Genomic DNA, 19,661 nt, shown 5'->3' on the forward strand with positions numbered 1-19,661 from the left:
AAGCTGCCCTCGGCTATTGGAAAAACCTTTCCTGGGCATTCTGTGTACAGAACTCTCTCCGTTTCTATTCAGAGAAAATGTCCTGCCCCTTCTCTGTCAATCGATACTGCCCTCGTCCTACCGGATTTTTTTCTGCCAGTCCTTTTTTGATCAATGCCCCAAGCGGCTGGTTCACATACAAGGAATGGAATCGCCGGGCATTCTCCGGACTCACCCCTGGCAGTTTCCCTGCGATCACAGTGGGAGTCCGCCACACGTCTCTCGCCAGTGCCAGCAGTACATTCCACTGCTTTTGCGGCAGCTTGTGCACGGATTTCTTTTTCCCTGTGTCACGGGCATTCCCTTGCCGAGAGCGAAAATAAAGCCTGCCTCCCTCTTTCTTTCGCTCACACCAGCCTGCTTCAAATTGCCAAAGAGCTTTCGCCAGAGAAGCACGCGGACTTGCATAGTGCGTCTCGCAATGATCGAGAATTTCCTTGATCGTCCGCCAATCGTTTGCCTCATCCAGGTATCTCCGAATCTGATTCATCGTGATGCGGTAGGGTGTGATATAGCCGCCGCCGCTTTGGCCGCCCTTCACCTCGGAAGTCTGATGATGCTCGGTGAGCGCATCCCGTAGATAAGGCAGCGTACGTCTGGCAAGCTTCGGCATCTTGTCCGGCCATACGCTCCCGAACTTGCTGATGGTCAGCACGCCGATCCCGTAATCGCGCAATACCATGGTCACAAACTTTTTATACGATTTTGGCTGATACGGAATCGCGATCCAAATGTAATGGGCATAGTCGCGCCATCTCAGCGCCTGTTCGATCAGGTCCAGACTGAGGGACTGCTTCATCTCCACGACTCCCACCAGCGGTCCGTTCGTCACGACTACATCCGCGCGCCCATTCCGATGACGGCATTCTACCTCCGGATAAACGGTGAACCCGCGCTCCTCCATCCAGCGTTTGATCGGTTCGTACATATCCTCTTCTTTCATTCGTTTTCTTTGCCTCTTTCGTTCTGTAGTCTTTTCCTCCACTTTATCACGAGCGGTTTGGACATACTATCCGGTCAACCGTTTTCCAACTGCGTCTTTTCCTGTACGATCGTTTTGCGTACAATAAACAAAGTGAGAAAATAGACGTTCCTGAAAGGGAGGTATTGACGTGGAAGAGAAAAAAGATGCACTTGTCCCGGAACTTGAGGAACTGCTTTATAAATTTACGGAATTGCTGACGGGCGAAGCCACGCCAGAGCGCGTCGAGATGGTAAAGGTATGGTGCCTCTACACCCATATGAGCAAGGCAATGCCGCCACTCATCCAGCACTGGGCGAGCGAGCCTGACCATCACGAAGCTCGCAACCAAATCCGGGAGATTATCGAGCAAATCAAGCAGTGGAATCAGACGAAAAACCAGAAGCATTAGGGGCGCGTTTTTGAAAGAGATTTCAGGGAGTTCTCTTTCTTTAAAGGTGTAAACCTAAACAAAAAGGCTGCCTCTTTTGGCAGCCTTCTCTTCATATTTTCCTCACAAGGAAGCACTGAAACGCTCAGGCACGTACTCGATGTTCGCTTCTGCTGTGATCGTCAAGCAGTGATTTACGTGATCGTATTCCACCGGATTATCCTTGACGTAAAACCATATTTTCTTCGTCGGTTCCCCTTCTGCTTCCCGGAAGAGAAAGACATTCAGCTCTTCCTTCCATTGCAGGATATCTTCCACGACAGCATCAAAAGGGACATCTATGCGAAACAGCCAGCCTGTCCCTGCCTGTTCCACGCGGTACGCCACATCGTGCTTGCTGGAATCAATAAACGTGCGACCACCGACGGCGTGTTTGACCAATAAGGTTTCCTTCATACTTCCCCTCTCCCTCACGGCAAATCGATTAGCATGAAAAACGCTTCATCCAAAGCTGTGATCGCAAGCTCCGATACGTCTTGGATACGTGCCGTATCCCTTTTCCCCAGCTCGTGTCCATTCACCGCAAGCTTTCCTTCGATCACAAACAAAAATACGCGTCGTCCTTCCTCCTGCTCAAACGACAGCTCCCGGCCCTGTTCCAGCCGGCTCAAGTAAATCGTCATGTCCTGATGAATGGACGCGACGCACTCGCTCCCTTGCCTAGAGACAACTGGCAGCAAGTCATTGTTCAACTGCTCCTGATCATAGCGCTTCGTTTCAAACGATGGCGTAAGTCCTCGCTCCTGCGGCATGAACCACAGCTGGAGAAACTTCACACCTTCCGTCTCCGATCCGTTGTACTCCGCATGCACGATGCCAGTCCCGGCTGACATTCGCTGCACTTCCCCCACCGAGATGACCTCGACATTCCCCAGATTATCCTCGTGCTTGACCTGTCCATCCAGGACAATCGTGACGACTTCCATATCGCTGTGCGGGTGAGGCCCAAATCCTTTTCCGCCCGCTACCTCGTCGTCATTGCACACTCGCATGACCCCAAAGCTCGTATTGTTCGGATCGAAGTATTCGCCAAAAGAAAAGCTGAGATGACTGCGAAGCCATCCCGCATCGACCGAATATCTCGAATTTGAAGGATATACTTGAAACATGGCAAACGTCCTCCCTTATTCCTTCTCGCCTACCCACATTGTACGGGGATTTTTCCTTTTCTACAAATAAGGACCCTGTGCAAAGTGCACCTGGTCCTCAAAAGCCAAGCCTCTTTTTCAATTCCTTTACCACGTTGCGGCTCACGGGAATTTCCGTTTTCCGGCAGTCCTGCATGACGAGATGAATCGAGCCCTTGAACCAGGGCACGAGCTCCGCCGTCCTCGATAGGTTGACGATAAATGCCCGATGCGTACGGAAAAATTGCTTGGGAGACAACCGGCTTTCCAGCTCCTGCAGCGTAAACGAAGTGGAGAACTGTTCATTTCCCGTATAAATGCTGGCATATCGGCCTTCCAGCGTAGCGTACACGATCTCGTTTGGATCGATGAGCATGATCTTTCCGCTTTTTTCTACCGGCACCCTGCGCGGCTGTTGATCAGCGAGGACGTTTTGCAGGAGGGTCTGCAGCTGCTCCTCCAGATACGGGGTGGTTGCTGCTGGCTGGGATTCTGGGCTGCGCATCTTTCTCACCCGATTCATCGTCTTCTCCAGCCTCGTCTCACTGAATGGCTTGACAATGTAATCGATGGCATCCGTCTCAAAGGCTCGCACGGCATGAATCTCGTAGGCACTCGCAAAGATGATGACCGGCGGATTCACCATCGATTCCAGCAATTCCTGACCGACGTCCACGCCATCCCGATCCTGCAGATGTATATCTAAAAAGACGGCATCCGGCTCGACCTGCAAGACGGCGTCGATGGCCTCTTCCCCGCTGCTCGCCTCACCTATGACGGACACCTCCGGAAACTGCTCCAGCAGGTACCGCAGCTCAGACCGGGCAGGCGCCTCATCATCCACGATGAACACTTTTAGCACTGGCACTCACTCCTACTGGCAAAGTAATGACACAGGTGGTCCCTTCGCTCACCACGCTTTGGATCGCGATCCCGTACGGTTGTCCGTACACCGACTGGAGCCTGCTCTTGACGTTGGACAGTCCGATCCCGGATAATCGGCGCTTGCCTTCCTGCTTGCTCGGGGGCATCGCAAAAGGATCTGTCTCCATGCCTACGCCGTTGTCAGCGACTGTCAGCTCCAGCGTCTTCATATCCAGCCGTCTTGCCTTGATCCTGACAGTCCCTCCTTCACGCTTGGGGAGCAAGCCGTGCTTGACCGCATTTTCCACCAACGGCTGAAGAATCAATCCGGGGACGATCACGCTTTCCACTTCTCTCTCGATGTCGTATTCGACGTGCAGCTTTTCCCCGAAGCGCGCACGCTCGATCGCGAGGTACGCCTCAATGTGCTCGAGCTCCTCAGCCAAGCTGACGTACCCTCCCGAATCGTGCAGATTGCGCCTGAAATATTCTCCCAAATGAATCAGCAGCTCACGCGCCTGCTCCGGACGGAAGCGGATGAACGAGACGATCGTATTGAGCGCATTGAACAAAAAATGCGGATTGATCTGGGCGTGCAGAGCCTTGATTTCCGCGTCAGCCAAGAGACGTGACTGCTTTTCCAGCTCAGCCAGCTCCAGCTGGGTCGAGATCAAATTGCCCAGACCACGGACGAGCTCCAGATCGACTGCAGACAGCTTGCGCGAACGGTCTTGATACAGCTTCAGCACACCCGCTGCCTCTCGCCTGCGCATGAGAGGAACGAGAATCGCGTAGCGCAGCGGACAGTTAGACTCCTTGCAGCCGATCTCCTCCCGATTGTGTGCAATCATCACTTCTTTGGTATCCAGAACAGCCTGCGTCGCTTTGGTCGTGATCCCTTCGCCTACCACGTGATGCGAGGCCCCGGCACCTACATGGGCGAGCACAGTCTTGGTGTCTGTGATGGCGACCGCCGCCACCCGAGTCGTCCGGAGGATTTCCTCGGCTACCTTTTTTGCCGACTCGTACGACAGCCCTTCCCGCAAATACGAGAGCGTCTTGTCAGCCACCTGCATTGTCCGCTGAGCTTGCAAAGCTCCGATGCGATCTTCCTCTTTTTTGACCAGGTCGATGATGATGACGAGGATGGCAATCCCCAGAGAATTGACGACAGACATCGGAACGCTGATGGACTTGACGAGCACCAGCGCATCCGCATACGGCCGGGCCACGAGCAAGATGATCCCCATTTGCATCCATTCTGCGATAAACCCGACGATCAAAGCAGTCGTCCAGCCGATTTCCTGCTGGCGATTGCGGCGGAATTGGTAGATCAGCCCCGCGATCAGTCCTTCGCTGATCGTCGAGATGGCGCACGCCAAATCGGTGAATCCGCCCAGGGAGTATCGATGAAGTCCAGCAATCAATCCTGTCATGAGGCCTACCCAGGGACCTGCCAACAGCCCCGCCACCACGGTACCGATCACACGGGAGTTGGCGATGGCATCCTGATACCAGATGCCATTGTACGTGCCGAAAATGGAAATCGCCGAGAAAATCAGGACGACCACCGCTTTTTCCTTCCATGTCGCTTGTTGGTTCAAAATGCTGCGGAAGGCGCGCACGCGGGTGAACAGCAGCGCTGCAACGATCAGGACAGCCGTCCGTTCAGCCAGCGGCATCATCAAGGCAAAATTCACGGGTATTCCCCCTACCGAAAACAATATCCTTCTTCCTATTATGGTCAGCAGCCCTATCATCGGTCAACCATTGTCAGAAACGGGGCAAAAAACAGAAAAAAGCGAATGGCCTGCACCATCGCTTTTCTCCTTATAATACGCGATTCAAAAATTCACGAGTGCGCTCTTCCTTCGGGTTGTTGAATATTTCATGAGGCGGGGCGAGCTCGATGATCCTTCCTTGGTTCATGAATGCCACAAAATCAGCGACATCCTTGGCAAAGCCCATCTCGTGCGTCACGATGATCATGGTCATTCCTTCCTTTGCCAGCTGCTTCATCGTCTCCAGCACTTCGCCGACCAGCTCCGGATCAAGGGCTGACGTGGGCTCGTCAAACAGCATGATATCCGGCTTCATCGCCAGTGAACGAGCGATGGCTACCCGCTGCTTTTGACCGCCTGAGAGACTGGCAGGATAAACATCCGCTTTTTCTTCCAGCCCTACTTTCTTCAAGAGCTGCATCGCCTCTCGCCTGAGCTCCTCCCGATTCGGCTTTCGCACGACCAGTGGCGCCTCCATGACGTTCTCCAGCACCGTCTTGTGGGGAAACAGATTGAAATGCTGAAACACCATTCCTACCTTTTGCCGCACCTTTGTCAAATCATCCTTTTTGGGATCGATGCTCTTTTCCTCGATGAAGATCTCTCCCCCGTCCTTGATCTCCAAAAAGTTGATGCAACGGATCAGCGTGCTCTTTCCTGAACCGCTGGCCCCGATTAGAACGGCCACTTCCCCTTTGTTCACCGTCAGGTTGACGTCCTTTAGCACCTCGTTGGACCCAAAGCTTTTTTTGAGATTCTGCACACGAATCATTTCCTGTTTCATACCCATCCCTCCCTTAGTCGCCTTTGGCCAAACGCTGCTCCATTTTGCCAACCAAATACGTGAAGAGCATGACGATCACCAGGTAGTAAAGAGCTACGATCAAAAAGAACGTCATCTCATCAAACGTCTCTGCAGACAGGCGGCGTGCCATGGAGAACAACTCGTCCATGGCGATGAAGGCGGCGAGAGACGACTCCTTCAGCGACAAAATGAACTGATTGCCGAGTGGCGGTATGGAACGCTTCAATGCTTGCGGCAAAATGATGCGGCGCATGGTTTGCCTCGTGGACATCCCGAGAGAAAGCCCTGCCTCCCTTTGTCCTCTATCGATCGACTGGATCGCGCCGCGGAAGATTTCCGCAATGTACGCCCCGCTGTGAACAGCCAAAGCCAGGGCGGCTGACCAAAATTGCCCCAGATCGATCACTTTGTAAAACCCAAAATATAAGACGAAAATTTGCACGATCAAGGGGGTTCCGCGAATGATGGTGATATACACATTGGCGAGAAGCTGACCTCCCGGAATCTTGGACACCTTTAGCAGCGCGACCAACAGGCCGATCACGGTTCCCACGATGACAGAGGCGATCGTCAGCTCAAAGGTAAGAAGCAACGGCTTCATAAAGAACGGCAGCGTACGAAAAAACTCTTCAAGTAAGTGAGTGAAACTGGGCACTCTATGCCACCTCCGCTTGTCTCAAATGGTCCTGCCAAGCCTGTCGATCGGCTTGGCAGGCACTTCTGTTTGTGGCACTAGTCCTTTTTGCTGATATCGCGGTTGAAATACTTTTCGCTGAGCTTCAGATAGGTACCGTCCTCATGAATCTGTTTCAGTACTTCATTGATTTTGGTCAGCAGCTCCGTATTCCCCTTGCGAACCGCGATGCCATGCTGCACCTCCGTGAGTGCCGCGCCGCTTTTCTTGATCTTGAGGCCCTGCTGAATAGCGATCTCGCCTACGACGCTGTCCGTAATCACGACATCGTGCTTTCCTTGCTCCAGAGCGCGCAGGGCGGTCACGTCACTGTCGTAGGTCTTGATGTTGTCCGTATACTCCCGAGCCATTTTTTCATGGGTCGTACCCAGAGCGACGGCTACTTCCTTTCCTTTCAGGCCATCCAGGGTAGAAATGGTGCCATCCGGCCTGGTAAAGAGCTGTCCGCCGGATAAGTAGTAGGGATCGGCGAAATCCACCTGCTGCTTGCGCTCTTCCGTAATCGCATGGCTCGCGATGGCCGCATCGTATCGACCTTCTTTTACCCCGGCGATAATGCCGGAAAAAGGTGAAGTAACTGGTTTTGCTTGAAGATTCAGACGTTTTGCAATCTCATTTCCGATCTCAATATCAAACCCTGTCAGCTGTCCGTCCTTAAAATAGCTGAACGGCTGATATTCACCCGATGCAGCGAACGTAAACACACCTGATTCTTTGGTCATCGACGACGCATTGCCCGCAGGTGCGCTGGCTCCTCCCGTGCTGCCGCTGGAAGTCGTCGCCTGGCCACAGCCTGCCACGAGTAGCGACGTGGTCAGCAGCAAAGTAGCAAGAAACCCCATATTTTTTTTCATTTTCTTTTCCCCCTTTTATTTCCCTTATTGGTTCTAGCACGGACGATCGAACGTTCCTTCCACCTCCTCTCGCGTGAGAGCTACTCTGGCAGCTGCAGATTCTCGGATATTTGCAGAGTGGCTCCCGTTCCCTCGATGACGTCTTCGAGCGAAAACGGGTACATGACTTCTGTCAGCACCAGACCTCCCGCAGTCACCTCGATGACCGCCCTCTCCGTGATGATGATATCCGCACACCGCTTTGCTGTCAGCGGCAGGGTACACTCCGATACGATTTTCGGCTCCCCTTTTGCATTCGCATGGCTCATCATGACGATCACTTTCTTGGCATTTCGCACCAGCTCCGTCCCGCCGCCGATTCCATAGACACGCTTCCCTGGGACGATCCAATTGGCGAGATCTCCTCTGCGGTTCACCTGCAATCCTCCCAGAAAAGCGACATCCAGCTTTCCTCTGCGAATGATGCCGTATGCCACAGTCGTGTCGAAAAAAGCTGCGCCGGGAACGATCGAAACAGGCGCTCCTCCGGCATTCGTGACGTGAGCATCTTCCTCTCCGGTCACAGGCGTAGGGCCGAGGCCGAGAATGCCATTGACTGAGTGAAACATGACGTTCCACTCTGGGGGGACAAAGTCAGCGACGAGCTCGGGGATTCCGATGCCCAGATTGACCGTCATACCCGGCTCGATTTCTCTGGCTGCCCGGCGAGCGATCATGTAGCGCTGGTCCATTTCCAATCCCATCACGCATGCCCTCCGCCGCTTTTGACGATATAATCCACAAAAATTCCTGGGGTCATGATCTGCTCCGGGTCCAGCTCTCCCACCGGGACGATCTCGTCTGCTTCCACGATGGTGATATCCGCAGCCATGGCGACTAACGGGTTCAGATTTCTCGCGGCTTTGTCATAGATCAAATTGCCGTAGGAATCCGCCCGCTTGGCATAGATCAGACCGATCTGTGCGCTGATGGCTGTCTCCAAACGATAGCGGTTGTCTTCCACATGGATGATCGGACTCTCGGTACCCATCTCCCAGCCTTGACTCGCTTCGACCAGGATTCCTGCCAAGCCGACACCGCCGGAACGAATCTTTTCCGCGAGGATGCCTTGCGGGTAGAACGTCACATCCAGCACCCCGTCGAGCATTTGCCGCCCCGCTTCGGGATTTGAGCCGATATGCGTCGTGATCAGCTTTTTCACCCTGCGCTTGGTGATGAGCCGACCGATTCCCCACTCTGGAAATCCAGCATCATTCCCGATGAGCGTCAAATCTTGGACTCCTTTTTGCAATAGATAGTCGATGAGCAGCAAGGGGGAACCGACTCCCCCAAAGCCGCCGTACAGGACTTCTGCCCCATCCCTGACGTTCTCCATCGCCGTTTCTACTGTGACCCATTTTGATAGCATGGCAAGCAAATCCTTATCTCTCTTATAGTTTGGTAACCGCCTCATGAGAGAATGGAAAGCAACATCTATGCCAAGCTGCAGTCGCCCATGCTGCTCCTGACAGGCACCTATCCGATTCAGGCGGTGAATCGAAATCGAATCAGCAGAAATGATAACCATTCGGAAAATACGATCTTTTCTGTCGATTCGATCCCGATTCACTTGTTGACAATATCGATTCACTTTACAATAAGGGGAATTTTTAACAATCAATGAATAAAGGAAGGAAGAATGAAAACATGGAAAAAGATGCTGAGATCATTGCCTTCTTTCAGACAAGCCAGTTGATTGATATTTTCAATACCTTGGCTGACGGGATCTACATCTCGGACGCGCAGGGAACGACCCTCTGGCTCAATCAGGCCAGTGAAAACCTGTGTGGGCTGCCCAAATCGGAGCTGATCGGCCGCAATGTAGTCGATCTGGAAGAGATGGGCATCTACAAGCCCTCCGTCACGCGTCTGGTGATTGAATCCGGCAAGCCCACGACGACGATCCAGCTCGTGAACAACAAGGGGAAATTTCTCGTCACAGGACACATCATTCCCGATGAAAAAGGCAATCCAGAGCTGATTGTCGCACACTCCCGCGACATTACGGAGGCGGCGCGCGCAAGCTCCCAGCTGGAAGAGACCGTTGCCTTGCTCAAACGGTACAGTGAGGAGATCCAGATCATGAAACGGGAGGCTCATCAAAACCTGTCCCAGGCATTCATAGGCAGCAGCCGCTCCTACCTCGCCCTTCTGGAGCTGGTCAAAAAAGTAGCCGTCGTGGATACGACCGTGTTGATTACGGGAGAGACGGGCGTGGGGAAAAGTTTTTTGGCTGAGCATATACATCAGCTGAGTGACCGCTGCGGCTCACCATTTATCCACGTAAACTGCAGCGCGATACCAGAGACGCTCATCGAGTCCGAGCTGTTCGGCTATCAAAAGGGAGCGTTCACCGGAGCCAGCCAGTCAGGGAAAATCGGTCTGGTCAAAATGGCGGATAAAGGCACGCTCTTTTTGGACGAAATCAGCGAGCTCCCCTATCATTTGCAATCCAAGCTGCTGTTGCTCTTGCAAAACAAAACGTTCATGCCGATCGGCGGTACGAAGACCTATACAGCAGACATCCGCATCATCGCCGCCACGAACGCCAATCTGCTCGATCTCGTCCGGAGCGGGAAGTTCCGGCACGATTTGTACTACCGCCTCAATATCCTTCCGATCAATGTGCCGCCCATGCGGGAACGGAAAGAAGATATTTTCCCGCTGCTGCATCACAATCTGAAAAAATTCAATGCCATCCACCATCAAAAGCGCCGTTTCTCCATCGAGGCCCTCGATGCCTTGCACCATTACGAGTGGCCGGGGAATGTGCGCGAGCTGGAGAATCTGGTGGAACGCATCGTCATCACGTCCAAAGAGGATGAGATTCAAATCACGGACCTGCCGGAGGAACTGCGGAGCATTCGTGATTTTGAGGAGAATCGCTGGTCTCTCGGGGGCACGTGCTCCTTGGTCGAGCGGATGGAAAAAATCGAGGGAGAGATCATCACGCAGGCACTGCGCTCTCACAAAAGCACACGGAAGGCAGCAGCTGCCCTCGGCATCACGCAGTCCCTCCTGATGCGTCGAATCAAAAAGTACGGAATACAGCTGGAGCCGCACGAGGATCAGTAGTCTTGTTTCGGCCGCCAAACGCAAAAGAACCCATCAACCGCCATGGCAGCTGATGGGTTTGCGCCTTCTCTTTTCTATTACAAATTCCCGCGACGCTCTTGCTCCCGCTCCAGCGCCTCGAACAATGCCTTGAAGTTTCCATTTCCAAATCCGCGCGCGCCTTTGCGCTGAATGATTTCCACAAACAGCGTCGGGCGGTCGACGATCGGCTTGCTGAACAGCTGCAAAAGGTATCCTTCGTCATCCCGATCCACGAGGACACCCAGCTTTTTCAGCGCCTCGATGTCTTCATCGATCTCACCTACCCGCTCCTTCAGATCCTCGTAATACGTATCCGGTACGGACAGGAAATCCACCCCGTTTGCTTGCAGCTTGCTGACCGTGCTGATGATGTCATTGGTCAGGATCGCAATGTGCTGAACACCCGGTCCTTTGTAAAACTCCAGAAACTCCTGGATCTGCGATTTGCGTCTGCCTTCTGCCGGCTCGTTGATTGGGAACTTGATCCGGCCCGTCCCGCTCTGCATGACCTTGGACATCAAGGCAGAATACTCGGTGGAAATATCGTCCTCGCTGAAGTTTTGCACAGCTGTGAAGCCCATGACTTTTTGATAATACGATACCCACTCATCCATGACTTCCACGTTACCGACAATGTGGTCGATGCCGATCAATCCTGTCCCTTCGCTCTTGACCGGAGATTCATAGGCGGTAAAGCCAGGCAGGAAGGGGCCGTTGTAGTCTTTCCGTTCAATAAAGGAGTGGATATTTTCCCCATACGTCCCGATGATCGCTTTTTTGATGGTTCCATGCCCGTCGGAATACTCCGTCGGCTCCATGATCGGAATCGCACCACGAGACACAGCTTCGCGGTAGGCTTGCTCGCAATCATCAACGCGCAGCGCTACGTCTTTCACGCCGTCTCCGTGCTTTTTCACGAATTCAGCAATCGGGCTGTCAGGCGTGAGTGCTCCGCTGATCACGAATGTCATGTGATTTTGCTTCAACACATAAGACACTTTCTCGCGGGAGCCTGTCTCCAGACCGGAGTATGCGACCGCTTGGAATCCAAAAGCTTTCGTAAAGTAATGCATGGTTTGCTTGGCATTCCCCGTGTAAAACTCTACATAGTCCCAGTCCTGAATCGGAAAAAAATCGGTGTTGCTCATTGCTACCCCTCCGCTTTCCTAATTATTCAACCATTTGGTTTTTTTGGCTAATTGGGATTATTTTGTCGTTATCATGAGCGTACATTGGAAACGCTTACTCGTGCAAGAACACGGAATAACGCGAAAACGCTCAAACGCTTTCATTGATTAAAGTACGTAATTGAGCGATTGCTTGGTACAATAAGGGCAGAAGTTAATGCTGCTGTGACCAAACAATGGATGAAAAGGGGTAGTCAGATCGTGAACCAATGGCATGAAAAATCAGTCACCCACTGGGATCAATTTGCCGCTGATTGGCATGCGAACAGCGATCATATGTGGGAAAAAGGAAGCCGCCGAACCATCCTGCCATTTTTGCAGCGGCAGGTATCAGAGGCGGACGGCCCGGTACTCGATGCAGGCTGCGGAGACGGCTATGCCAGCTGCAAGCTCGCTTCGCTCGGCTATGCCGTGGAAGGGATCGACATTGCCGGGGAAATGATTCGTCTGGCAAATGACCGGGCAACAAAGGACGGATTATCCATCCGTTTTCAGACAGGAGATATCAGCCAGCTGCCATTTGGGGACGACACCTTTGCCGGAATGCTCGCCATCAATGTCGTCGAGTTCACCTCTTCGCCCTTAAAGACGATCCGAGAGCTTCGCCGCGTCCTTTTGCCAGGCGGCACACTGGTTCTCGGTATTTTAGGGCCGACTGCTGGACCGCGCGCCCATAGCTATCGCCGCTTGTATGACGAAGAGACGATTCAAAATACGATGATGCCATGGGAAGCAAAGAAGCTCGCCACGGAGAACGGCTTTATCCTGCTGGACGAAGAGCCGGTCTACAAGGAAGGCGTCACTCCCGACATCGCTGGGCGGCTCAGTGTGGAATTGCGGGAGGCAGTCAGTTTTCTGACACTCTTTGCGTTCAGGAAGTCCGGGAGCTAAGAGCGGCATTCCCCACTAAGTGCCGCAGACATCCCGCCGGTTTTTGGCAGAAGCTCCGCACATGGAAAGAGCAGCCTCTTCGTCTGATCTGACGCGGAGGCTGCCCCTTTTTATTTGGCGGGTTGATACGCTACATTGTTTTGTTTCATCCAAGCGAGCTTGCTCTCGATCAGCTTGGCGATGGTCGCATCCTCCATGCCGTGCAGCAGCTGGTAGAGTCGCTGTGTCTCTACCAAGTCGTTGTACGTCAGGTACGGATAGTCTGCTCGGCCGAACGTGCCATCCGGAAAATAAGCATAGTGCAGATCACCGTTGCTCAAGATCCACTTGGAGCCGAGATTGATCACCCCTCCCAGCATGATATCGGCAAGATCCTTGTCTGTCGGACTGCCAAATTGCAAATAGCTGCTGTACAGGTAGTTGATCTCTGCCAGCTGGTGATTGAGAGAGACATGCGTATTCCCTTCTCGACCGACAGAAGCGTAATCGCCTACCAGCCAGCCTGGGCGGATCCCTTCGATGACGTAGTGATTGCCTACCGCATGCTGCTGGAAAAAGGCAGCATACTTTTGGGCCGACTCACAAAATTCTGCTTCTTCATACTGGGCACACCCTTTGAGCATCAATTCAGCCGCACCGGTATTAAAGCGAGTGTCATAAAAGCCTTCGGGAATCCCGTAATCTTCCTTCAGCCATTGCGAGCGCGGCAATGACTTCCAATACCCCAGCGGATCCTGCTGTTTCAAACTGGTTTTCAGCATCACATAGCCCATGTCGCGTGCCGCCTTGCTGCCTCCCGTGTACAAAAAGGAACGAAGGACGTAATTCTCCGGGATGCGCCAGTAGGAGCTTTCCGTGTAGGGCTCATACGTCGATGGGCTTTTGTAGTAATAGCCGTCGTAGAGCCATTTCGCATTATCCGTGACATCCAGTGACAGCCAGATGCTGTCCAGTGATTCCTTTCCCCAAACAACGAGCGGCTCCCGAGACTCCAACGCCCACATTTCACTGACGTACCCTGCCCGCACCGGCATGGGAATGCTCAACGTATACCCATTTGGCGATCGATTCACTTCGATCGGGAGTGCCATCCCCCGCTTCTCATCAATCGTCCCCCTCCCCATTGCCGTGTACACGATTGGTTTGCCCATCCAGATTGACTTGCCTTCCGTCTCCACAAAACCGGAAGCCTGAGGAAGGACGCGAACATCTCGCAAATTGACCACAGCCCAGTAAGGCTGCTTGTTTTCTGAAATGGCCCGATACCGAAAAGTGACGCTGTCGCCTTTGATCGGGATGGTCAGCACATACGGCTTTTGATTTTGCTGACCTGTGACTTGGTGCATCCAGTACACGTCACCATCCCCAAATGTATAGACCTGCTTCTTGTGACTCCCACCCTTTATTGCATCGGTGGTCTCTTTTTCAACCGGCTTTATCCATGGACTTGGGCTGGCGTTGGCGTTTGCCTCTGTCGGTATTACGGTAGCTCCTGTTAGGATCATGACCAAGCCGAGAAGAGTGCTTGCGAGTCTAATCATGACATCCCCCTATCCATCGCATGAACGTTCATCCATATTTATCCATTTTATTCTCCTATGTTCACACATAAGTCCTACAACCTGCCTGTCAAAATTGGACACTCCGGATGATTAACATTATGGTAATAATCTGATAATTTTGTTTGTATGGTCTGATTGCCTTTTGAGGAGGAATGTAATCGACATGAAAAAGCTATCTTCCATTCCCGCCGCCCTACTCGTCGCCTCGCTGCTTGCAACAAGCTCACCGCACATCGTCTCGCAAGCATCAGCAACAGAGACCAAGGTCGAGAAGCCATTTGTCCCGTATTACGAAAACGGCCCCACCTATTTGCAGCCTGCTGCCATCAAGGATCTGTTTCCTACGCCTGACATCGAATTTGGAACACCAGGCTTTCAACCGGACAAAGTGGCCTTTACCTCTCAAGAAGAAATGGTCGCGTACATAACCAAGCTCGTGACTGGCAACAAAAAAGCAAAGCTGGTCAGCATCGGTACATCTTTGGAAGGCCGAGACATCCCGCTGCTCATTTTTAGTAAAGACCCGGATCACGTGAAGACTGACAAGAAAAAGCCGCTGATCTGGCTGCAGGCGCAAATTCACGGAAATGAGCCGGCTGCCGGAGAGTCTGCACTGGTCATCGCCAAATGGCTTGCAGAAGAAAAGCTGGGCGCTGACCTGCTCGACAAAGTAAACATCATGATCGTTCCGCGGATCAATCCAGATGGATCCTACGCATTCAAGCGGTACATCGGCACCGATCTGGACGCCAACCGAGATTACATGAAGGTCGAATATCCAGAGGTCCAGGCCATTCACCAAGCGATCAACGAGTATCAGCCAGATGTCGTACTGGACGCCCATGAATACGGCGTGAACTACAGCCAATTTGCAGACATCGGTGAAAAGGGAGCGATCTCTTCCTATGACGTCTTGATCTCCTCTGCGAAAAACCTGAACATCCCCGAATCGCTGCGCCAAATGTCGGGTCAACTGCTGCTGCCTGAAGTACAGAAGGCATTGGATCAAGAAAAGCTCACCCATCATCCGTACTTTACACTGGCCAAAACCAAAGAAGGCAGGGTCGTCGCTACAGAGGGCAGCACGGAGACGCGAATCGGACGCAACGCGCTCGGCCTGAAAAATACGCTTACCTATCTCGTGGAGACACGCGGAATCGGAATCGGGCGTGCGGACTTTGAACGCCGCGTCTACAGCCAGGTCATCACCCACGCTGCCTTTATCCAATCCACAGCAGCCCACGCGGATGAGGTAAAAGCGGCAGTGGCAGAGGCCCGCCAAGAGATCAGCGAAAAAGGCAGCAAAGCGGACGACAATGACAAAATCGTCGTGCAAAGTGAAAACCAATTGGTTCCCGATCAGAAGCTTGTCGTGGTGGATTTGGCGGCAGCGAAGCGAGTGGAAGCGCCGATCGATTGGATCAGCTCAACCGATGCCTACCCGGTGTTGGAAAGAGAACGGCCGACAGCCTACATCATGCCGCCCGCTTATCATGAAATTGCCAAGAAGCTCCAACAGCTCGGCGTCCAAGTGAGCACGCTGTCTAAAGAAACGACGGTGAACGTCGAAAGCTATACGGTCGCTGAAAACAAAGTGAACACGACGTATGAGAATGGTCACTTTACGAATGAAGTCACGACCAATGTAGAAAATACGACCAAAACCTTCCCGGCCGGCAGCTATGTATTTAGCATGGGCCAACCCAACGCCAACTTCATCGCTTTGGCCATGGAGCCTGAGTCAGTTGACAGCTATGTCACGTTCAATTTTATCCCCGTCGAAAAAGGGGATGAAATACCCGTGTATCGGTACATGCTGGAGCAGCCCTTGCCTGCAAAGCCAGTGAATCCCTAACACCAAAAAACGTCCCTCTCCTGTATGACTATGGAGAGGGACGTTTCGTTACATTCAACTGACCATTATTTGGTAATTCCATCCAGAAAATAAAAAAGAGCCCTTTTCATAAGGGAAAGGATTCTTTTTCTTCTATGAATCATAATGGATTTCGATTTATTCCGGCAGCACTTTCTTTACCTGTAGATAGCTAGCCTGCAGATGTTCGTCGACCTCTTTTGCTCCCCTCACGTGGGTTGCCAGATCGTCATCCAGCTCACTCAGCAAGTGGATGGCCTCGCTCACCTGCTTGGAAACTTCATCCGCAAATTGCTTTTGATGCTCAATAATCTGCATGACACCCAGGACCTCGACGTTCACCTCTTGGAAGGCTTGCACGATTCCCTCCATTTTCGTAGAAGCGTCCTGACTGATCGCCAGTCCGTTTTTGATCGCAGAGCTGCTCTTTTCACTGTTGGCCAGCGCTTCCTTCGTTTCTTCCTGGATTTTCGCGATCAATTCGGCGATGGATTTGGTCGAGTTGGCGGTCATTTCAGCCAGCTTGCGCACTTCGTCAGCCACCACCGCAAAGCCTCTCCCCTGCTCTCCGGCACGTGCAGCTTCGATCGCCGCATTGAGTGCAAGCAGGTTGGTCTGGTTGGCGATGTCACTGATCACTTTGACGATGCTCGTAATCTCTGACGAGCGATCTTCCAACCGGCTCATGGAACGAGAGGTATGGACAGACTCCTCATCCAGCATGCTCATAACCTCGACGACTTCCTTCATCGCCTTTTTTCCCTCATCCGCACGTTCCATGGATTGCTTACAAATCGCAGTGAGTCTCACCCCGCGAGCATCCAGCTGATTGGCCGATTCGTCATCACTCTCGTTTATGTCCTTGATCTTCGCTACCACAGCTTTCATCTGCGATGCCAGTTGGGCAATGTTCTCATGCTGGTGATTCACTTCGCTGTTTTTGGAGAGTGCCTCTCCAATCTGCTCGTAGATGGCATGCAGATCTCTCTCAAGCTCAGCCTGGCGATTTGATTCCACCACAGTCGCCACAGCTGTCGCAGATGCTGCAGCTGTCTCCTTCTCTGCCAATCCCCTGTCCTTTTTCCAGAACATCCCTCTATCCTCTCCTTTGCCCTCTCAGCTAGTCGTCGCGACGGGAAAACGTACGGGATTCGATGATCCCCGGATGTTGTTTCGCCAGCGCAAGCAGGTTCTCCAAAAAATAATAATGACCCTCCAATAATTCCACGTCTTTTCGCTCGAACTGCTTGACCTGCAAATACTGCTGCATTTCCAGGGCGTAGCGCTCCAGCTTATGGTGAAAATCGTTGGCTTTAAGCATTTGTTCCACTTCAGGGTACTCCGACCTCAATCGGTTGATTTCGCTGTATACCCTGCCCCCTTCCCATATCATCTGATACGCGGTTCGTTCCAGAGAGGCACCCGTAGCAGCCTCCTGCTCGGCGCGCTCCTCGCGCAAAGCGGACAAGTACGTGATAAAATGGTAGACAGTCAGGAACAATGGGCCTAAAAATAAAATGATCCCTGCTTTGTAAACATGCTGATTGGACAAGTTGCTGATGAGCAGGAACAAGTGAAACAGAATCGCTCCCAGCCATACGTAGATAATGACCTGGTGATTGATCTTCCCTGCTTTTTGCCCACGCGAAAAGACAAACGTAAGCCCAAGCAGATAAAAAGCGAGCAAGGTGAAGCTGGCTGAAAACAGTGCCATCTCCATCTCCTGCAGCCAATCTGCGTCGGCGGGAATCTCGATCAAAAATTCAAAAGCGAGCACCAGCAGTGAGAAAAGCAACCCCATGATCCAAAACCGGCTGACTTCTGAGTCGTTCCTCCGCCGGGAGCGGTAGCGTTCCGCACGGGATCCCTTCATAATGCTCTCACCTCATTTTCTAAGATTCGCCATGATTCTATCTTTTCCTCTCCCAATCGGCCAAATTCTGACAACGGAGGCTTTTATGACACAACCTTTACCCACTGCCTTTACGGAGCGGATGCGCACCCTTCTGCACGACGAGTACCATGCATTCATTTCCTCCTATGAACAGCCGGTTTTTCATGGCTTGCGCGTCAATCCGTTGAAGGTCGACCGGGAGCGTTTTTTGACACTCTCCCCCTTCGCTCTCACGCCTGTAGCCTGGTGTGAAAATGGATTTCGTTATCCCGAAGGAGCGCGGCCAGGCAAGCATCCTTATCATGCTGCCGGCCTGTATTATCTGCAGGAGCCTAGCGCCATGTCTGCAGCCGAATGCCTAGGCGTCCAGCCGGGCGAGACGATCCTGGACCTGTGTGCAGCTCCCGGGGGCAAGTCCACGCAGCTCGCTGCGGCTCTTGGGGGACGCGGCCTTTTGATCGCCAACGAAATCCATCCCGTTCGCGCCCGGGCTCTGTCCGAAAATCTGGAGCGCTGCGGTGTGCCAAACGCCGTCGTCACCAACGAGACGCCCGAGCGATTGATGGAACGCTTTCCCCGGTTTTTTGACCGGATTCTCGTCGATGCGCCTTGCTCGGGTGAAGGCATGTTCCGCAAGCTTCCTGAAGCGATCGATGAATGGTCACCGCAAAAAGTAACGGAATGCCACCTGATGCAGGTCGATATCCTGGATGCAGCCGCGGCCATGCTAAAGCCAGGCGGGACACTCGTCTACTCCACCTGCACCTTTGCACCGCTGGAAAATGAGCAATCGATGGCGCTCTTTCTCGAACGCCATCCTGAGTTTTCTCTGATTCCGCTGCCGCATCCCGAATTCTTTGCTGAAGGTCATCCAGAGTGGGCGACGCCTGCTGCAAGTGAGCTCGCCCTGACGGCTCGACTCTGGCCTCATCTGTTGGATGGGGAAGGGCACTACCTCGCCAAGCTGCAAAAAAGCACAGATGCCGAACACGTGGAATCCCCGAAAAAGCGCAAAGAAAAACGAGGAGCAAAATCAGCTCCTGCCGGGCGAAAAGAAGCGATTGCTGCATGGCGCAGCTTTGCAGCGGAAGCCATCCCCCACGCGAAAAGGGTGCTGGATGACGAGCAGGCATTTCTCCTGTTCGGTGAGCAGCTCTACTATTCCCCTGCGCCCGAGATGGACTGGGACGGAATCAAAGTATTGCGAGTCGGCTTGCACCTGGGAACCGTCAAAAAGAACCGACTGGAGCCGAGTCATGCCTTGGCTCTCGCGCTGACTGCCGATGAAGCTGCCCGCGTCTCTTCCTTTACGGCCGATGATCCCACCCTCCTCCGTTATTTGAGGGGCGAAGCACTCAGCCGGGACGGCGCAAACGGATGGGCTCTCGTCACCGTCGATGGCTTTTCACTCGGATGGGGCAAACAGGCGGACGGTCAGTTGAAAAACCATTATCCAAAAGGTTTGCGCTGGCTCTAACCCACCTATTCTAGCCCATTTCCATCAGAATGCAAAATAAGCCCACTGACCTAAACGATGGTAATA

The 19,661-nt window shown here is 52.9% G+C and carries 20 protein-coding genes; 6 read left to right on the forward strand and 14 right to left on the reverse strand.

All coding sequences use genetic code 11. The features are described from left to right. Positions 1–64: 64 nt before the first annotated feature. On the reverse strand, positions 65–982 hold the full coding sequence (locus tag JNE38_RS22730) for a hypothetical protein (RefSeq protein WP_203353397.1): 918 nt from the start codon (positions 980–982) through the stop codon (positions 65–67). A gap of 169 nt (positions 983–1,151) precedes the next feature. Here JNE38_RS22730 and JNE38_RS22735 point away from each other — a divergent pair, with 169 nt between their 5' ends. Further along, entirely contained in the window at positions 1,152–1,412 is a 261-nt protein-coding gene (locus tag JNE38_RS22735; RefSeq protein WP_203353398.1) for a DUF2573 family protein, read from the forward strand. 102 nt (positions 1,413–1,514) lie between these two features. On the opposite strand, the gene JNE38_RS22740 is transcribed toward JNE38_RS22735, so the two are convergent. The 9 genes from JNE38_RS22740 to JNE38_RS22780 form a co-directional block, all read right to left on the reverse strand. Then, positions 1,515–1,847: a hypothetical protein gene (locus tag JNE38_RS22740; protein ID WP_203353399.1), complete on the reverse strand. Its 333-nt coding sequence runs from the start codon at positions 1,845–1,847 to the stop codon at positions 1,515–1,517. Between the two features lie 14 nt (positions 1,848–1,861). Beyond that, positions 1,862–2,560, reverse strand: a complete 699-nt coding sequence (locus tag JNE38_RS22745; protein WP_203353400.1) for a pirin family protein — start codon at positions 2,558–2,560, stop codon at positions 1,862–1,864. Between the two features lie 97 nt (positions 2,561–2,657). Further along, positions 2,658–3,440 carry a LytR/AlgR family response regulator transcription factor gene (locus tag JNE38_RS22750; protein ID WP_203353401.1) on the reverse strand — a complete coding sequence of 261 codons (783 nt, stop codon included), beginning with the start codon at positions 3,438–3,440 and terminating at the stop codon, positions 2,658–2,660. Further along, positions 3,415–5,142: a sensor histidine kinase gene (locus JNE38_RS22755; protein ID WP_203353402.1), complete on the reverse strand. Its 1,728-nt coding sequence runs from the start codon at positions 5,140–5,142 to the stop codon at positions 3,415–3,417. The genes JNE38_RS22750 and JNE38_RS22755 overlap by 26 nt, the downstream gene beginning before the upstream one ends. Positions 5,143–5,272: 130 nt before the next feature. Then, on the reverse strand, positions 5,273–6,013 hold the full coding sequence (locus JNE38_RS22760; protein WP_275296598.1) for an amino acid ABC transporter ATP-binding protein: 741 nt from the start codon (positions 6,011–6,013) through the stop codon (positions 5,273–5,275). A 7-nt stretch (positions 6,014–6,020) separates the two neighbouring features. Continuing rightward, entirely contained in the window at positions 6,021–6,683 is a 663-nt protein-coding gene (locus JNE38_RS22765; protein ID WP_203353403.1) for an amino acid ABC transporter permease, read from the reverse strand. A 77-nt stretch (positions 6,684–6,760) separates the two neighbouring features. Continuing rightward, positions 6,761–7,576: a transporter substrate-binding domain-containing protein gene (locus tag JNE38_RS22770; protein ID WP_203353404.1), complete on the reverse strand. Its 816-nt coding sequence runs from the start codon at positions 7,574–7,576 to the stop codon at positions 6,761–6,763. Positions 7,577–7,656: 80 nt separating this feature from the next. Then, positions 7,657–8,319: a 3-oxoacid CoA-transferase subunit B gene (locus JNE38_RS22775; RefSeq protein ID WP_203357697.1), complete on the reverse strand. Its 663-nt coding sequence runs from the start codon at positions 8,317–8,319 to the stop codon at positions 7,657–7,659. Beyond that, entirely contained in the window at positions 8,319–8,984 is a 666-nt protein-coding gene (locus tag JNE38_RS22780) for a CoA transferase subunit A (protein ID WP_203353405.1), read from the reverse strand. Before JNE38_RS22780 ends, JNE38_RS22775 begins: the two co-directional genes overlap by 1 nt. 51 nt (positions 8,985–9,035) lie before the next feature. Here JNE38_RS22780 and JNE38_RS22785 point away from each other — a divergent pair, with 51 nt between their 5' ends. Beyond that, positions 9,036–9,239: a hypothetical protein gene (locus JNE38_RS22785; RefSeq protein WP_203353406.1), complete on the forward strand. Its 204-nt coding sequence runs from the start codon at positions 9,036–9,038 to the stop codon at positions 9,237–9,239. 23 nt (positions 9,240–9,262) lie between these two features. Further along, complete coding sequence (locus tag JNE38_RS22790) at positions 9,263–10,690, forward strand: sigma-54 interaction domain-containing protein (RefSeq protein WP_203353407.1); 1,428 nt, start codon at positions 9,263–9,265, stop codon at positions 10,688–10,690. 77 nt (positions 10,691–10,767) lie between these two features. On the opposite strand, the gene hppD is transcribed toward JNE38_RS22790, so the two are convergent. Next, the gene (hppD, locus tag JNE38_RS22795) at positions 10,768–11,859 is read right to left on the reverse strand and encodes a 4-hydroxyphenylpyruvate dioxygenase (RefSeq protein ID WP_203353408.1); all 1,092 of its coding nucleotides are present in this window, start codon (positions 11,857–11,859) and stop codon (positions 10,768–10,770) included. 240 nt (positions 11,860–12,099) lie between these two features. Here hppD and JNE38_RS22800 point away from each other — a divergent pair, with 240 nt between their 5' ends. Then, positions 12,100–12,789: a class I SAM-dependent methyltransferase gene (locus JNE38_RS22800; RefSeq protein WP_428993670.1), complete on the forward strand. Its 690-nt coding sequence runs from the start codon at positions 12,100–12,102 to the stop codon at positions 12,787–12,789. Positions 12,790–12,899: 110 nt separating this feature from the next. Here the strand turns inward: JNE38_RS22800 and JNE38_RS22805 are convergent, their stop codons facing one another. Continuing rightward, on the reverse strand, positions 12,900–14,330 hold the full coding sequence (locus JNE38_RS22805; RefSeq protein WP_203353409.1) for a hypothetical protein: 1,431 nt from the start codon (positions 14,328–14,330) through the stop codon (positions 12,900–12,902). A 184-nt stretch (positions 14,331–14,514) separates the two neighbouring features. Between JNE38_RS22805 and JNE38_RS22810 the strand changes: the two genes are divergently transcribed. Further along, entirely contained in the window at positions 14,515–16,206 is a 1,692-nt protein-coding gene (locus JNE38_RS22810) for a M14 family metallopeptidase (protein ID WP_203353410.1), read from the forward strand. Positions 16,207–16,362: 156 nt separating this feature from the next. Here the strand turns inward: JNE38_RS22810 and JNE38_RS22815 are convergent, their stop codons facing one another. Together JNE38_RS22815 and JNE38_RS22820 are read right to left on the reverse strand one after the other, a co-directional pair. Next, a complete protein-coding gene (locus JNE38_RS22815) occupies positions 16,363–17,316 on the reverse strand; it encodes a methyl-accepting chemotaxis protein (protein WP_203353411.1) in 954 nt (317 codons plus the stop codon). 28 nt (positions 17,317–17,344) lie between these two features. Further along, positions 17,345–18,097: a hypothetical protein gene (locus JNE38_RS22820; RefSeq protein WP_203353412.1), complete on the reverse strand. Its 753-nt coding sequence runs from the start codon at positions 18,095–18,097 to the stop codon at positions 17,345–17,347. An 85-nt stretch (positions 18,098–18,182) separates the two neighbouring features. On the opposite strand from JNE38_RS22820, the gene JNE38_RS22825 reads away from it, so the two are divergent. Continuing rightward, complete coding sequence (locus JNE38_RS22825) at positions 18,183–19,595, forward strand: RsmF rRNA methyltransferase first C-terminal domain-containing protein (protein ID WP_203353413.1); 1,413 nt, start codon at positions 18,183–18,185, stop codon at positions 19,593–19,595. Positions 19,596–19,661 lie beyond the last annotated feature (66 nt).

The sequence above is a fragment of the Brevibacillus choshinensis genome, assembly GCF_016811915.1.
Classification (GTDB): domain Bacteria; phylum Bacillota; class Bacilli; order Brevibacillales; family Brevibacillaceae; genus Brevibacillus; species Brevibacillus choshinensis_A.

Coding starts and splice junctions, on each gene's coding strand:
- JNE38_RS22730 (WP_203353397.1), bottom strand. CDS start 982: ATGAAAGAAGAGGATATGTACGAACCGATCAAACGCTGGATGGAGGAG.
- JNE38_RS22740 (WP_203353399.1), bottom strand. CDS start 1,847: ATGAAGGAAACCTTATTGGTCAAACACGCCGTCGGTGGTCGCACGTTT.
- JNE38_RS22745 (WP_203353400.1), bottom strand. CDS start 2,560: ATGTTTCAAGTATATCCTTCAAATTCGAGATATTCGGTCGATGCGGGA.
- JNE38_RS22760 (WP_275296598.1), bottom strand. CDS start 6,013: ATGGGTATGAAACAGGAAATGATTCGTGTGCAGAATCTCAAAAAAAGC.
- JNE38_RS22770 (WP_203353404.1), bottom strand. CDS start 7,576: ATGAAAAAAAATATGGGGTTTCTTGCTACTTTGCTGCTGACCACGTCG.
- JNE38_RS22775 (WP_203357697.1), bottom strand. CDS start 8,319: ATGGGATTGGAAATGGACCAGCGCTACATGATCGCTCGCCGGGCAGCC.
- JNE38_RS22780 (WP_203353405.1), bottom strand. CDS start 8,984: ATGCTATCAAAATGGGTCACAGTAGAAACGGCGATGGAGAACGTCAGG.
- JNE38_RS22785 (WP_203353406.1), top strand. CDS start 9,036: ATGGAAAGCAACATCTATGCCAAGCTGCAGTCGCCCATGCTGCTCCTG.
- JNE38_RS22790 (WP_203353407.1), top strand. CDS start 9,263: ATGGAAAAAGATGCTGAGATCATTGCCTTCTTTCAGACAAGCCAGTTG.
- hppD (WP_203353408.1), bottom strand. CDS start 11,859: ATGAGCAACACCGATTTTTTTCCGATTCAGGACTGGGACTATGTAGAG.
- JNE38_RS22805 (WP_203353409.1), bottom strand. CDS start 14,330: ATGATTAGACTCGCAAGCACTCTTCTCGGCTTGGTCATGATCCTAACA.
- JNE38_RS22810 (WP_203353410.1), top strand. CDS start 14,515: ATGAAAAAGCTATCTTCCATTCCCGCCGCCCTACTCGTCGCCTCGCTG.
- JNE38_RS22815 (WP_203353411.1), bottom strand. CDS start 17,316: ATGTTCTGGAAAAAGGACAGGGGATTGGCAGAGAAGGAGACAGCTGCA.
- JNE38_RS22820 (WP_203353412.1), bottom strand. CDS start 18,097: ATGAAGGGATCCCGTGCGGAACGCTACCGCTCCCGGCGGAGGAACGAC.
- JNE38_RS22825 (WP_203353413.1), top strand. CDS start 18,183: ATGACACAACCTTTACCCACTGCCTTTACGGAGCGGATGCGCACCCTT.